Source organism: Planococcus donghaensis (assembly GCF_001687665.2).
GTDB classification, from domain to species: domain Bacteria; phylum Bacillota; class Bacilli; order Bacillales_A; family Planococcaceae; genus Planococcus; species Planococcus donghaensis.
Genome location: NZ_CP016543.2, coordinates 2,575,711 through 2,592,070, shown reverse-complemented (window position 1 = coordinate 2,592,070; position 16,360 = coordinate 2,575,711). Strand labels below are relative to the sequence as shown.

At 43.5% G+C, this 16,360-nt stretch carries 4 protein-coding genes; all 4 read left to right on the top strand.

What is annotated here, in order from left to right; all coding sequences use genetic code 11:
* Positions 1-18 precede the first annotated feature (18 nt).
* The gene (locus BCM40_RS12785) at positions 19-1,839 is read left to right on the top strand and encodes an FAD-dependent oxidoreductase (RefSeq protein ID WP_065527665.1); all 1,821 of its coding nucleotides are present in this window, start codon (positions 19-21) and stop codon (positions 1,837-1,839) included.
* A gap of 569 nt (positions 1,840-2,408) precedes the next feature.
* Complete coding sequence (locus tag BCM40_RS12780; RefSeq protein WP_065525568.1) at positions 2,409-5,906, top strand: DUF6359 domain-containing protein; 3,498 nt, start codon at positions 2,409-2,411, stop codon at positions 5,904-5,906.
* 1,034 nt (positions 5,907-6,940) lie between these two features.
* On the top strand, positions 6,941-11,200 hold the full coding sequence (locus tag BCM40_RS12775; protein ID WP_065525569.1) for a S8 family serine peptidase: 4,260 nt from the start codon (positions 6,941-6,943) through the stop codon (positions 11,198-11,200).
* A 1,469-nt stretch (positions 11,201-12,669) separates the two neighbouring features.
* A complete protein-coding gene (locus BCM40_RS12770; protein WP_065525570.1) occupies positions 12,670-16,323 on the top strand; it encodes a S8 family serine peptidase in 3,654 nt (1,217 codons plus the stop codon).
* The last annotated feature ends 37 nt before the right edge of the window (positions 16,324-16,360 follow it).

Below are 16,360 nucleotides of genomic sequence, written 5' to 3'. Positions count from 1 at the left end.
AATGTGAGTGTGAAAAAGATGAAAAAAGCAATAATGTTACTCGCTGTACTTGCGATCCTCAGTATAGGAGCGGTGCTTGTCGTAAACGCTTTTACGGGAGAAGAGGCCGAATCATCGAATGCATATGATGTTGCAGTATTAAGCGGTGAACCAGAAGGCATTGCTGCAGCTCTTTCCTCAGCGCGCAACGGCATGCGTACGGTATTAATCGTTGGCGAAGAAGACATTGGCGGATTAATGACTTCGGGCATGTTGAATTTTTTAGATGTAAGCTCGGATCAAAAAGGTAATCCGGCAAACACAGGGATTTTCCAAGAGTGGCATAAAAAAGTAGGCGGAAACATTGGCTTTGATATTGGTGAAGCTCGAGCTGCTTTTTTAGAAATGATGGAAAAAGAAAAGAATTTAACTTTACTTGAAGGCGCCGAACTATCCGATGTTGTTAAAGATGGAAAAGCGTTAACGGCAGTTGAAATCACAAATCGTTCAGGTGAAAAACAAACCATTCAAGCAAAACGATTTATCGATAGCTCAAAAGATGCCGATTTGGCCGTTGCGGCCGGAGCTCCCTATTTTATCGGTGGACGTGATATCGGAATGGAAGATAAAAAGATGGCTGTTACGTTAATGTTCCATTTTAGCAATATTAATTGGGATCAAGTCATCCAAGCTGCTGACGAAGGTGTTTTCGGAGGTGGCGGGATTAATGGCAATGTGGCATGGGGCTTTAGCGAGTTACACGATGCCTATACACCCCACTTTCCGGAACTAACGCGTTTACGTGGGTTGAATATTGTGCGAGAAAACGATGGCAGTGTCATCATTAACGCACTTCAAATTTTTGGTGTTGATGGGTTAGATGAAAGCGAAAAACAAAAAGCCATTGAAATTGGAAAAACAGAAACCCAATACATACTTGCATACTTAAAAGAAAACTTCCCAGGATTTGAAGACGCTGAAATTGCCAGTTACCCAGAGCAGCTATATGTGCGAGAAACGGTTCACGTTCAATCTGAGTACCAATTGCCATTAAGCGATGTGTGGGAAAACAAAGACCATTGGGACAGAATCGGTTTTGGCGCGTATCCAGTAGATGTTCAAGCAACATCACCAAACGACTATGGTTATGTATACGGAAAACCCGTTCAATACGCAATTCCTTACCGTTCGCTCGTCCCATTAGAAGTAGAAAATTTGCTGGTGGCCAGCAAAGCTTCAGGTTATAGTTCGTTAGCTGCTGCAAGTGCGCGCGTGTTACCAGCCGGTATGACAGCAGGCCAAGCAGCAGGAGCTGCCGCTGCCATTTCGATAGATGAAGAAAAGAGCTACCGCGACATGGCAGCTGACCAACAGTTGATCGAACAATTGCAAGCCAAGCTGAAAATTCAAGGAGCAAACCTGTACGCCTTTGAAGAATCGTTTCCTTATGAAGGCGAGTGGTTTTACCCAGGCATCCGTACGTTGCTAAATTACGGCTTGGTTGTTGGAGGTTACGAAAACCAGTTGCCTGTTGAAAAAACGATGAAAGAAATTTCGTTTGCCAATATTTTGAGCAACGGTGTTCAACGCATCACCAATGCAGAGGCAGAAGCGTTACAAGAAAATCTCGATGTGTTCCGCTCAACGATTACAGAAGAACAAGAATTGACGAGAAACAAAGCGGCACAAATGGTTCTTGCCCTGCACGGGGAAGAAATAGAAGAACAAGTTGCATGGGAAGCTTTAGCAGACCGCAATTTAACAGATGATGTGATTTCTGGAAAATTGGATGAAAACAAAAGCTTAACAGGGGCTGAAGCGTATTATTTAGCAGGTTTGGTATTAGAAGATATTCAATAATCAAAAACCCAGTTCTTGAGAACTGGGTTTTTGACTGAAGACAAAGCCTTATTAAACTGAATAGTGATGGCTAGTCTTCAATCGAGCTGGCCACTTCGCTTTCCGTGGGCTCAGCTTCAGTCTCCTCGTCACTGACGTTCCTGCGGGGTCTTCAGCTTTCGCTCTCCCACAGGAGTCTTCGTGGCCAACCCAATTGAAGGCTTCTTGCTACGAATAAAATGAGGTTCTTTAGTACACTTCATATTAAAAGTAACTTATGAAAAGGTTTTTCACTACTCACTCCAGGATTCGGAGCACCAAGTGGCGACTCCTGCGGAAAAACGAAGTGATGAGACCCCGCAGGAGCTTGCGACGAGGAGGCTCAGCGCTGAGTCCGCGGAAAGCGTCCACTTGGTGTGGAGAATCCTATATGCAAAAAAATGAGTAAGTATTCTTTCGTTTCCCTAGAAATGTGAATTTACACAAAAACATAGCGAATTAATAAGAAAATTACAAAAACTATATAAAGCGCTTACACAAGTCGGTTATAATAGGTAGGCACCAAAAAAAATTAGTCAGGAGTGAAGAACTTGTCTAAACATGCATTCGGCAAGATTTTGTTAAGCTTCGTGTTAGTTTTATCGGCGGCACTGCCTTATTTGGCAACGTCGGCAACTGCAGCAGAACCGATTACGGTAGCAGAAGCCATTGCCAATAACTCAGGAACCGCCACGGTGAAAGGATTTATTGTAGGAACTGCGAGTAGTAAAACCAACTACGATCAGGAAGCACCTTTTACATCTGCTTCAAATGTAGGGCTTGCTGATTCCGCGGGTGAAACCGATCCAACGAAAATTTTGCCCGTTCAATTGCCATCAAAGACGGCAATTCGCACAGGCTTGAATTTAGTAGATAACCCTACTAATTTCAAAGCACTAGTTACTATTACAGGTTCATTGGAGGCTTATTTTACGACAGCGGGTCTAAAATCGCCAACAGCCTACACCATTCTTGCACCAGGTGAAACACCACCGACAGCAACTGTTGTCGATTCACTTGCACAAGCACGCACGATGAATGGGGAATTGATTCAAGTTGATGCGACCGTTACAACCGGAACTGGATTCTGGGGCGGCAAAGCATTTTACATCCAAGACGATACAGCCGGAATGTATGTTTACACTTCAAGTGCAACCGTTGCACCAGGAGACACTGTCCGCTTAACAGGCACTGTTTCGGAATATAGAGGCGAGTTGCAACTTCAACCAAATACAATAGAAGTTCTTTCTTCAGGAAATCCATTGCCAGCACTACAAACCGTAATGCCAACAGGTGTCAATGAAGACACACAAGGCGAGCGCATTGAATTGCGTAAAGTTACAATTACAGGTCTTAAATCAGTAAATGATTTCGGTACATTTGAATTCTCAGCAGTTGCTGAAAACGGCGAAGCGGTTACAATCCGTAACGATAACCGAAACGGATTAAGTTTTGAACAATTTACAAAGCATTATAAAGAAGGCGATTTAATTCATGTAACAGGAATCGCTTCAAAATTTGATGATTCGTACCAAATAAAAACACTTGGCTTAGAAAGCTTTGACCTTGTTAACAAACCAGCTGTTTACGTAAATGTCTTCCCAGGTGTCGTTTCTGAAGGCACTGAAATCACATTAGCTTCTGGTTGGGAAAACGCCGATGTTTATTACACACTCGACGGTTCAACACCAACAGCGGCAAGCACGAAATACACGGCGCCAATCGTTTTGCAAAAAGACGTAACGATTAAAGCAATCGCCATCGCTGACGAAACGTCTGAAATCTTCACATTCAAATACGTCGTCTTAAAAACAGGGGACTTAACAATCCGTGACATTCAAGGCACAGATCATTACTCAAATTATCAAGGCGTAGTCGTCAATGAAATTGTTGGCGTGGTCACACATAGTTATAATGAAGCAAACTTCGTTATTCAGGACGTCAATCCAGATGACGACATCACAACGTCAGAAGCATTAATGGTCAATAAAGGATCACATGGTCTCGAAATTGGCGATTTAGTTTCGGTTAACGGAACAGTAGAAGAACATTTCCAAGAAGGCTATCGAGAAATGAAAGATACCGATTTGCCAATTACGCGCATTCGCGCAACAAGCGTCACTAAAACCGGAACAGCCCCACTGCCAGCACCAATTGTGATTGGTGAAGATGTTCAACCACCATCTGAACTGATTGATAACGATGGCTTAACGTCATTTGATCCAACCGAAGACGGCATTGATTTCTGGGAATCGCTTGAATTGATGCGTTTAGCTGTACCAAACGCACAAGTGGTTGGACCGCAAAAATACGGCGAAGTGATCGTCGTTGCGGAAAATTCACCAAATACAGAATTCCATAAACAAGGCGGAATTTTGCTGTCGGAAAATGATTACAACCCAGAACGCGTAATTGTTGATTTTGACAATGAAAGTTTTGTAGCTAAAGCAGGAGACTCGTTCGACGGCACCATTACCGGTGTACTGGGCTTTGGTTTTGGAAATTACAAACTATGGGCAAGAGAAAGCGACCTTCCACAACTAGTAAACGGCGGTACACAGCCAGAACAAACGTGGATTTCAAAAGATGAAGAAAAGTTAACGGTAGCTGCATACAATGTAGAAAACTTTTCAGCAGACCCAAATCATACGTCTGATGCAAAAGCTCAACGCATTGCAGAATCATTTGTTAACGACTTAAACTCACCAGACATTATCGTGATGGTAGAAGTACAAGATAACGACGGTCCAATTGCGTCAGGAAATAGTGACGCAACCGCAAGCTATGAGCGTTTAATTGCAGGCATTCAAGCGGCAGGTGGTCCAACATACGAATGGACTGACATCGCCCCTGAATACAATCAAGACGGCGGACAACCAGGCGGGAACATTCGCGTCGGTTACTTGTACAACCCAGAACGCGTAACACTTTCTGAAGGAACAAAAGGCACAGCGACTGAAACAAACTCATGGGTAGACGGCGAACTTGCATTAAACCCAGGACGCGTTCAACCAATCGCAATGCCAAACACACGGAAACCAATCGCTGCTCAATTTGATTTCCAAGGCGAGCAAGTTGTGGTCATCGGCGCTCACTTAAACTCTAAAGGTGGAGACCAACCATTATTCGGCAAGAACCAGCCTCCATTCTTTGGCTCTGTTGAAGAACGCATCGAACTCGCAACAGCGATCAATGGCTTTATCGCAGATGGACTTGAACAAAATCCAGATCTTAATGTAATTGTTGCAGGTGACATGAACGATTTCGAATTCACACCAGCACTGCAAGCATTAAAAGGCGATATTTTAACAAACAAAGTTGAAGATGTACCATTAGAAGATCGCTTTTCATATTACTACCAAGGAAATTCACAAGTACTGGATCACTTGCTTGTGACAAACAACTTAGCACAACGCACAGAACTAGATATGGTGCACATTAACGCGATGTTCATGGAAGAACATGGCCGCGCCTCCGATCACGATCCATTGCTGGCACAAATTTCATTTGAAAAACCAGCAGTTCCAGGTGAACAAACAGCAAAACCAGATCTTTCTGGAAACCAAGCAGTAGTCACATCCGGCGAACCAGATGAAAACGGTGAACTTGCGATTACGTTCACAGAAGGAACTGTTGCAAAACTGCTCGAAAGCGGAAAAGACTTGCTGATCGATATGCCAACAGCTGACCTAACTTTATCAGCGAGCAATCTACAGCAAATCGCAAACGCCGCTGGAGAAGGATTTGTCTTAAACCTAGCCGTGGACGACGCGAAAGAAGTCGACAAACGCCCTACTTTAACAAATCAAATCAACATGGTCTTAAGGGATGCTGCAGGAAACGAGCTTCCATTGAAATTCACTTCATCAGTTACACTGGCATTCGACACAACAAGCGATATCAAAATTCAGTTTGGTGCCCGTGAAGACGACAAAGGCAAATGGAAAATCATCCAAGGCGAATTGGCCGGCAACGTATTCACCCTTAGCATCAACGAGCTAGGCAACTACACAGTTGTCACCAATAAAGGCCAAATGAAGAAGAAATAATCATGAAGCAACAAGCCCAACTCGAACGATCGAGTTGGGCTTGTTTTTGTTTGAGTTGGATGTTCGACACCTTAACCTTTCTCTTTTTTACCGTAACTTTTCGCATCTTTACCAAAGCGTTTCACTTTTACACACGAATTTCTCGAAATCTCACTCGCTGTCTGTGAGGGAGACTAGTATAGATAGTGACTTTTTCTATCTGAAGCTGTTCGCCACGCGAACAGTTTCCAATCAGGTTTTTGAACTTAGTTTAAACCAAATGTAGATTCTGAAAAGTGGTGAAATGATTGAGAATTTTTGAGTTCATATAAAGAGCTCAAAAAGTCATGTAAAGACGTCAAAAGTTCAGGTAACAGGTTGAAAAGTTCATGTAAAAGACGAGAAAGTTCGTGTAAGAGGATCCGATTCATGTAAAGAGTCGAAAAAGTCATGTAAAGCCGTCAAAAGTTCAGGTAAGAGGTTGAAAAGTTCATGTAAAAGACGAGAAAGTTAATGTAAGAGGATCGCATTCAGGTAAAGAGTCGAAAAAGTCATATAAGGGCGTCAAAAGTTCATGTAAGAGGACCCGATTCATGTAAAGAGTCAAAAAAGTCATGTAAAGCCGTCAAAAGTTCAGGTAAGAGGTTGAAAAGTTCATGTAAAAAGCGAGAAAGTTCGTGTAAGAGGGTCCGATTCATGTAAAGAGTCGAAAAAGTCATGTAAAGCCGTCAAAAGTTCAGGTAACAGCCAAAAAAGTTCATGTTAAAACTCCAAACCCCCCCATAAAAGCGATCCGCGCTGCTCCTCCAAGATGCCAGCTTTTCGCCAGCGAAAAGCGAAAGTGCAAACCCTACACCACAAAAAAATATTTATATTAATTCGAGAAACTAAATAATATCAAGCTATGCCTAGTAAATACATCTTAAAACCAACAGAAATTAACAATTTATCCCCATATACCGTTTGCAACATTGAAAAAATATGGTAAATTTAAGTTGTTGTGCAATTATAAAAATTCTTTATAATTGCGAATTAGATTTAAAGGGGGAGAAAAATTGACGAAGTTAAAACCGTTTTTATTGTTGGCTTTAGTCGTTATGATGACATTCAGCTCGGCACTTTTCGGACTGACAGGTGTCTCGGCAGCCGTTAATTCATCGAGCGTGCCAAACGTTGAGCTAGAACAGGGAGAACTAAACCTTCCTGAAGCTTTCGTAAATCCAGAAGATCCAGAAAAACAGGTACGGGTGATTATCGAACTTGATAAAGCACCAACAATTGAAAGCGCTACAAATAAAGGCGTTCTATACAAAAATTTACCTGACAATCAAAAAGAGAGTTTAGAAGCAGCAGTCGTATCGGATCAAGAATCCGTGCAGCTGACAATCGCTTCGATCGCTCCTCGTATTACATATCTTGAAAATTTCACGACTGTCTTTAACGGGTTTTCCGCAGAAGTAGAAGCGGGACAAGTTGAAGAAATCGCAAACTTAAACGGCGTAAAAGCGGTTTACGAATCGACGGAATATCAACGCCCAGAAGTTCAACCCGAAATGAAATACTCAAAAGAATTGGTTCAAGCGCAACAAGCTTGGACAGATTACGGCTACCGCGGAGCGGGTCTTGTTGTCGGCGTAATTGACACAGGAATCGACCCGAGCCACAAAGACATGGTATTGACAGACAACACAACTGGCGACATCACAAAATCCGAGGTCGCTGCGTTACTGGCTGACAAATCCATCGAAAACGGTAAGTTCTTCACAGCTAAAGTGCCGTTCGGCTACAACTACATGGATGGCAACAATGAAATTCTTGACCTAGGACCAGAAGCTTCAATGCACGGCATGCACGTTGCCGGAACAGTCGGCGCAAACGGTAACGAATCAAATGGCGGCATTAAAGGCGTAGCACCCGAAGCGCAATTATTAGCGCTAAAAGTATTCGGCAATGACCCACAGTACCCATCAACGTATGGCGATATTTACATTAAAGCCATTGATGATTCAATCAAATTAGGGGCAGACGTCATCAACATGTCACTTGGTTCAACTGCAGGATTTGTGGATTCTTCAAATCCGGAACAAAAAGCAGTAGAACGGGCTACAAATAACGGGATTTTAATGTCAATTTCAGCCGGGAACTCCGACATGTTGGGATCTGGTTATTCTTATCCACGTGCTGATAACCAAGATTACGGCTTAACAGGCTCACCAAGTACATCAATTGATTCATTTGGCGTTGCGTCATTTGAAAATGATATTATTACAGCGAAAAGCTTGGCGTATCAAGTTGACGGTGTAGAAGCCGGACGCGCATTGTACTTGTTAGCCAATGACGCAGATCCAACGAAGTTGCCGAATGCTAGTTATGAAGTGATGGCAGCAGGTCTTGGCAAACCAGAAGACTTTAAAGGCAAAGACTTTAAAGGTAAATTCGCGTTAATCTCACGCGGAGAAATTTCATTTGTTGCTAAAGGATTAGCAGCTCAAGCAGCAGGCGCAGCAGGCGTGATTGTTTACAACAACACAACGGGTACGATCAGCATGGCGTCAGATGCAGCGATCAAAATTCCATTTATGTCCGCTTTACAAGCAGACGGTGTAAAAATGAAAGAACAATTAGATGCCAATAAAAAGGTAACCGTAGTATTCGACGGAGAATTTCTTGAAATTCAAAACCCGGATGCAGGGTACATGAGTGATTTCACATCATGGGGACCAACACCTAACTTGGATTTCAAACCTGAAATCACAGCACCAGGTGGCAACATTTTCTCTACATTAAACAATGATGGCTACGGACTGATGAGCGGTACTTCAATGGCAGCTCCTCACGTTTCTGGTGGAGCAGCACTCGTATTCCAACGCATTGAAGAACTTGGTTTAGAAGGACGCGAGCGCGTTCAATTTGCGAAAAACTTATTGATGAATACAGCAAACCCTGTGGAATTTGATAAAGGCCAATTTATCTCTCCACGCCGTCAAGGAGCTGGGTTAATGCAATTGCATGACGCATTATCAACAGATGTGATGGTAACAAACAAAGCAACTGGCGATGCAAAAGTAGCATTAAAAGAAATCACAAACGATAAGTTCACGTTCACATTGAAAGCCGAAAACTTCTCAGACAATGCAGCAACGTATGATGTAGCTGTAAATGTCCAAACGGATAACTCGGTAAAATTAAAAGAATTGAACATTACAGCACCAAATGCCACAGGATCTTATGTTGTAACAGAGGATGTGGCAATCGATGCACCTAAAACCATCACAGTTCCAGCAAATGGAACAAAAGAAATAACAGTGACAGTAGACGTTTCAGCACTAAAAGGTATGCCAGAATACGCAGCCTTTATTAACGGATTTTTCGTTGACGGTTTTGTAACGCTTACAGACAAAAATGAAGAAATTACTGGCAACACACAATTGGTCGTTCCGTATTTCGGTTTTAACGGTGGATGGGACGATGCACGCATTTTTGATGAGTTCGCATGGTCAGAAGCTAGTTTCTACGGCATCACACAATTAGCAGATGAAGCAGGAAACGATATCACGGGGGGCACACATACAGGGAAGTTTGTTCCTGAACGTTTTGCGTTTTCACCAAATGGTGATGAATTGCAGGATATGGCAGTTCCTGTTTATTCTTTATTAAGAAATGCGAAAAACTTTGAAGTAAATGTATTAGACGCAACAGGTAAAAAGGTACGGACGATCCGTACCGCTTCAGACTTGACGAAACATTATTCAACAAGTTATTTCTATACATTCGACCCGCTAAACGGTTGGGATGGAATGATTAATGGCAAACAAGCAAAAGATGGCAAGTACCAAATCCAACTTCGCGCGGTGATTGATTACCCGAACGCAGAATGGCAATCAATCAGTTTCCCAATTATCGTTGATACTGTAGCACCAGAAGCAGCAGCTAGTTTTGATGCAGCTACCAAAACAATCACGGTATCAAAATTTGCGGATAACGCTTCAGGCGTTGGCGTAGACCGTTGGGAAGTTTATGTAAATGGTGAAGAAGTGACAGAAAACGAAGAAACGCAAGCTGACGAATCTTTGGCACCTTCAAACACTTCTTACAAGCTAGAAACAGCAGTAAAAACAGGTGATGAGCTAACAGCAGTATTTTACGACATCGCCGGCAACGTAACAGAAGTCGAGTTGATGGCTTCTTCGAAAGAAGAAAAAGTTGCACCGGTAATCTTCTTTACATCACCAGAAGTTTTAGAAGTATATGACCAAAAAACAGTAGAAGTTTCGGGGACAGTAGAAGACGATTCGAAAATCGTTTCATTGACTGTCAACGGTGTCAAAGCGAAAGAATTTGACGGTACGAACTTTAAGCACAACGTCACATTCAAAGACGGTTCACAATACGTAACCGTTAAAGCAGTGGATGAGTTCGGCAACGAAATGGAAATTCGCCGCCAAATTTTAGTAGACACAACCCCAGCGGTTATTTCAATCGTAAGTGCACCAAAAACGGTTGGAGCAAACGTCTCTGAAGTAGAAGTCACATTCAATGTGAAAGACAATATGGACGAAATCTCCGCATACGTAAATGGCAACGAAGTTTTCAAAAAAGTGATGTCTGAGCCATACGGCAAAGCAAGCTTTAACCAAAACATCAAAACCAAACTAGCGGTCGATAAAATCGGTGCCAACAACTACACGGTGTTGGTGAAAGACGCAGCCGGCCACGAAACAGAAAAAACATTCACAATCACAAAAGCAGCAAAAGTAACATTTAGCGACATTCAAACGTATTGGGCGAAAACTCAAATTGAGGCATTAGCTTCCCAAAACATCATTAAAGGGAAAACCGATACACTGTTCGCACCAAAAGAAGACTTAACACGTGCTGAATTTGCGGTACTGTTAACGCGCACACTGGAATTGCCATTAAAAGATTATGAAGGCCGATTCACAGATGCAGGACCAACCAAAACATGGGCATCTAAAGAAATCGAAGCCGCAGCACGTGCAGGCATCGTTCTTGGATTGCCAAACAACACATTCGATCCGAAAGCACCAATTTCTCGCCAAGACACAGCGGTGATGATCATGCGTGCAATCGAATACAAAGAAGCATCGTTACTAGAAGGCTTAGACACAACGCATAAATTTGCGGACAACGCGAAAATCAAAGCGTACGCAAATGAGTCTGTTGCACAAGCTTACGCACTTGGCTTGATCACAGGTCGCACTGGCAACATCTTCGACCCACAAGCTAAAATCACACGAGGCGAAACAGCGGCAGTCCTTTACCGCGCCCTCGAAAAGATGGATCTATTGAAATAAACTATTATATAGAAGAAACGTAAAACTTCTTCTATAAATAAATCAGGCAAGCAATCAGATTTTTGATTGCTTGTCTTTTTTGTTATGTGATGAAGTGGAGTGTGGGGAGAAAGCGCTACAGATGGACGCTTTCCTGCGGGCTTGCGCCGAACTAACTCGGGCGAATGCCCGAGTGGATTTCGGCACTTCGCTATCCCGCGGGAGTCGCCATCTTTCGCTCTTTCTTAGGTTTTTTCGCATAATATCGAAATAGAATTCTTTGTTAATTTTAATATCACTATTAGGAGTTGGTACGTAGCTATTTGTTTTATCGCGTTTCGCCTGCGAAACGCTGGCATCTTTATGGGGTGAGTTTTGAGAGCTTTTAAGTGAACTTTTTTAGCTGTTACATGAACTTTTTTAGCCTCTTACCTGAACTTTTCAGCTCTTTACATGAATCGAGTCCCCTTACACGAACTTTTTCACGTTTTACATGAACTTTTTCCCCCTTTACCTGAACTTTTAACGCCTTTACCCGACTTTTTCAGTTCTTTACCTCAACTCCAAAATTCTCAACCCATGCACCACTTTTCTACATCTCCATTTGGTTTATCACAAATTCAAAAACCTGATTGGAAACTGTTCGCGTGGCGAACAGCCTAAAACAATACCTGCCACCTTTTATCCATTCTCTATCAACCAACTACCCAGCCGAGGAGCGCCAAGGGCTAGACGAAGCGAGAAGACGAGCGCACTTCTCGGCTTCTTGCGAAAGTCATGCCCAAAGCGAGCGAAGGCGACTCTAGAACCTGCACTCACTCCTCCCACATAAAAAGTATATTCATCAAATATCATCAGTTATGTGAGAGCCATGCCAAAAGCGGCCGAAGGCGATCTCTAGCACTTCATCCTACCTACTACTTAAAAAAATAGTTTTCTTCTATCAACCAACTACCCAGCCGAGGAGCGCCAAGGGCTAGACGAAGCAAGGAGACGAGTGTTCTTCTCGGCTTCTTGCGAAAGTCATGCCCAAAGCGAGCGAAGGCGACTCTAGAACCTGCACTCACTCCTCACACATAAAAAGTATATTCATCAAATATCATCAGTTATGTGAGAGCCATGCCCAAAGCGGCCGAAGGCGATCTCTAGCACTTCACTCTACCTAATACTTGAAAAATAGTTTTTTCTCTTTCAATCAACTACCCAGCCGAGGAGCGCCAAGGGCTAGACGAAGCAAGAAGACGAGTGCACTTCTCGGCTTTTTGCGAAAGTCATGCCCAAAGCGAGCGAAGGCGACTATTGAAAATATATCTCCCTAAAAAAAGGAAATAACCAGTATCCCCAATAATCAAAATACCCAAAAACACTCCCAAATTCCCACAAATAAGATAGCTTTGGAACCATAGACTTTTGGTCGTTTTACTGGAAAAATGAAGTTGATTTAATTATTTGATAATTAAGATAACAATCGATTAAAAGGAGGAGCACGTATGATAAAAACGCGTGTATGGTTATGTTTTTTATTGGTGTGGAGTAGTTTCACCGCTTTTGGGAGTCCAGTACTGTCAGAAGCCCCGAATCCAGAAGTTAATTTGTCAAAAGCAATGTTGAAACCGCAAGTACCAAAAGAAAAAGTACGCATCATTATCGAGTTGCAAGAAGAGCCGACCATTGAAGCAGCAACCACAAAAGGCGTTTTGTATAAAGAGTTGCCAGAACGTCAAAAAGAGCAAATCGAAGCAGCTGCGCTCGTAAAACAAGAAGCTGCACAAGTTGAAATTGTGAAAGTAGCACCCGAAATCGACTATCTCGAAACGTTCACAGCCGTCTTTAATGGCTTTTCTGCAGAAGTTGAAGCGGGACAAATTGCAGAAATCGAGGAGCTGCCGAATGTAAAAGCGGTATACGAGGCGACCGAATACAAACGGCCAGAAGTCGAACCGCTCATGAAGCATTCCAAAGAGCTCGTGCAAGCGCAACAAGCTTGGCGCGATTATGGCTTTAAAGGAGAAGGCATGATTGTAGGCGTAATTGATACAGGAATCGACCCGGGTCACCGAGATATGAAACTGAGCGACAACGAAACCGCTGCGTTAACGCAGGCGGAAGTCGAAGCGTTTGTTTCGGATCACAGCATTGAAGAAGGCGCGTTTTTTACTGAAAAAGTGCCTTTTGGTTATAACTATATGGACAGCAACACAGAAATTCGAGACGTTGCTCCAACTGCGTCGATGCACGGCATGCACGTATCGGGAACCATTGCGGCCAATGGCGATGAAGAAAATGGCGGCATTAAAGGCGTTGCTCCAGAAGTGCAATTACTAGCACTGAAAGTATTCGGCAATGACGCCATGTATCCGACAACTTTTGGGGACATCTACATTAAAGCAATGGATGATGCCATTAAACTAGGAGCAGACGTTATCAATATGTCGCTCGGTGCAACGGCGGGATTTGTCGATACCTCAAGTCCGGAGCAGCAAGCCGTAGAACGCGCAACCAATAACGGCATACTCGTTGCCATTTCTGCGGGCAATGAAGACTTGCTTGGATCTGGATTTCAATCGCCATTTGCCAAAAATCAAGATTACGGGTTGATCGGCACACCGGGTATCGCAATGGATTCGTTAGGTGTCGCATCATTTGAAAACAGTGTAATCACGACAGAAAGTTTTACGTATCAAGTAGACGGTGTCCAAGCTGGACGCGCACTCTATATCGCCGCAAATGACGTCGATCCAACCACCTTGCCGAAAGAATCTTATTCGGTTGTCGAAGTGGGACTTGGTCAACCAGAAGATTTTGATGGAAAAGATGTGACGGGGAAATTTGCATTAATTGAACGAGGTGTTATTCCGTTTTCAGAAAAAGCCTTTATGGCGGAATCAATGGGAGCGGCGGGTGTCATTATTTACAACAACACCACAGGGCCCGTCAATATGGAATATGATCCGTATATCAAAATTCCGTTTTTATCAACCTTGCAAAAAGACGGACTGGCAATGAAAGCAGAGTTAGATGCAGGAAAAGAAGTGACCGTTGCTTTTGACGGCCAGCAACTAGAAACGCCCAATCCAAATGAGGGCAAAATGAGTGAATTTACTTCTTGGGGGCCAACGCCCAATTTGGATTTTAAACCAGAAATCACAGCGCCAGGCGGCAATATTTTCTCCACACTCAACGACAATGAATACGGCTTGATGAGCGGAACTTCTATGGCGGCACCGCATGTAGCAGGGGGCACGGCACTTGTCTTCCAGCGAATTGAAGAACTCGGGTTAGCAGGACGAGACCGCGTGGAGTTTGCGAAAAATTTATTGATGAACACAGCCAATCCGGTAGAACTCATTGCCGGGCAATACGTGTCGCCACGTCGCCAAGGAGCAGGGCTTATGCAGTTGCATGGCGCGCTATCAACCAATGTTATGGTGACAGACGAAACGACTGGGGACGCTAAAGTGGCGTTAAAAGAAATTAAAGACAACACTATTTCTATGACGCTACAAGCTGAAAATTTCTCAGATACAGACGCGACATACAATGTTGCAGTTAGCGTACAAACCGATTATGCGATCAAACATCCGGAACGGAAAATTGATATTACCGATCCGAATCGTGCTGGATCGAACGTAGTGACCAGTCTTGTTAATATTACGTCACCTGAATCCGTGACAATACCTGCAAACGACGTAGCAGAGATCCAGGTGACAATCGATATCTCAACGTTACGGGACCGTCCAGAATTTGCGGCGTTTACGAACGGTTACTTTATTGATGGGTTTATTACATTGACGGATGCGAACGAAGAAGTAACAGGCAACACGCCCCTGACCGTACCGTATTTCGGATTTAATGGCGGCTGGGACGATGCTCCTGTATTTGATGACGTCGCATGGAGCCCAGAAACGTTTTACGCCACCACGTTTTTGACCGACGATTTTGGTCAAATTATTAATGGAGGCAGCCATCAACAAGGTTTTGTGCCAGAAGGGTTTGCCTTTTCACCAAATGGCGACGGCACTAGAGAATCGATTATTCCAGTGTTCTCACTGCTCCGTAACGCCAAGCAACTAGAAGTCAATGTGCTTGATGCCAATGGCAAAAAACTGCGGACTTTGCAAACGGAAAAGAATTTAGTGAAAAATTTTGCCGATTATTTCTCGTATTATTACGATTTCATTAACGAATGGAACGGCGAAATACTTGGCAAGCCCGTCAAAGACGGCAATTATCAAATTCAAATGCGTGCAGTCATTGATTACCCAGGAGCCGAGTGGCAGTCGTTAACAATGCCCGTTCTAGTCGACACGGTGGCACCAAAGGCAACTGCGACGCTCAACGGGAAAACCAATACGATAAAAGTCACCAGTTTTACCGATAACCCAGGTGGTGGCGGCGTAGACCGTTGGGAAGTGTTCCATAACGGCGTCGAATTGACTGAAAATCTGGATACCTTTGAAGACGAATCACTAGCGCCAAAAACCACTAGCTACAAACTGCCGGTTGCGATTAACAAAGGCGATCGACTGACAGCGGTATTCCACGACACCGCTGGCAATAAAACCACCGTGTTCTTAACAGGTGCGGTTGCGGATACAAAACCGCCAGCAGTATCTATTTTAGCACCTGGACTTTTTGAAGTGCTGGGTACAAAACGAGTCGAAGTGTTCGGCAGTGTTGAAGACAGTTCGCGTATTGTATCCGTGACAGTGAATGGCGAAAAAGCAAAGCGTTTTGACGGCATGTTTTTCCAACACGTCTTAACACTTGAAGACGGGCGAAACGATATTTTTGCGAAAGCCATCGATGAAGCGGGCAATGAACTCGAAGTGCGTAGCCAAGTGCTAGTCGATACGCAACCTCCAGAAATCGAACTTGTGGAGGTTCCTAAAATAGTCGAAGCTGACCAGGACAGTGCAGAAGTTACGTTTAATGTCACAGACAACATGGACCAAATCAAAGTGTATTTAATCGATAGCGAAGTTTTCAGCCATGCGATGAGCGAGCCGTACGGGGAAAATAGCTTTGATAAAGACATTACAATCGAGGTTCCTGTAGCGGATTTAGGTGACAACGAATTTACCTTGAAAGTAGTCGATGCAGCAGGCAACGAATCAGAAGAAAACTTTACAATTAAAAAATAATGCCGTAATAGCTGAGACGAGATTGTCTCAGCTATTT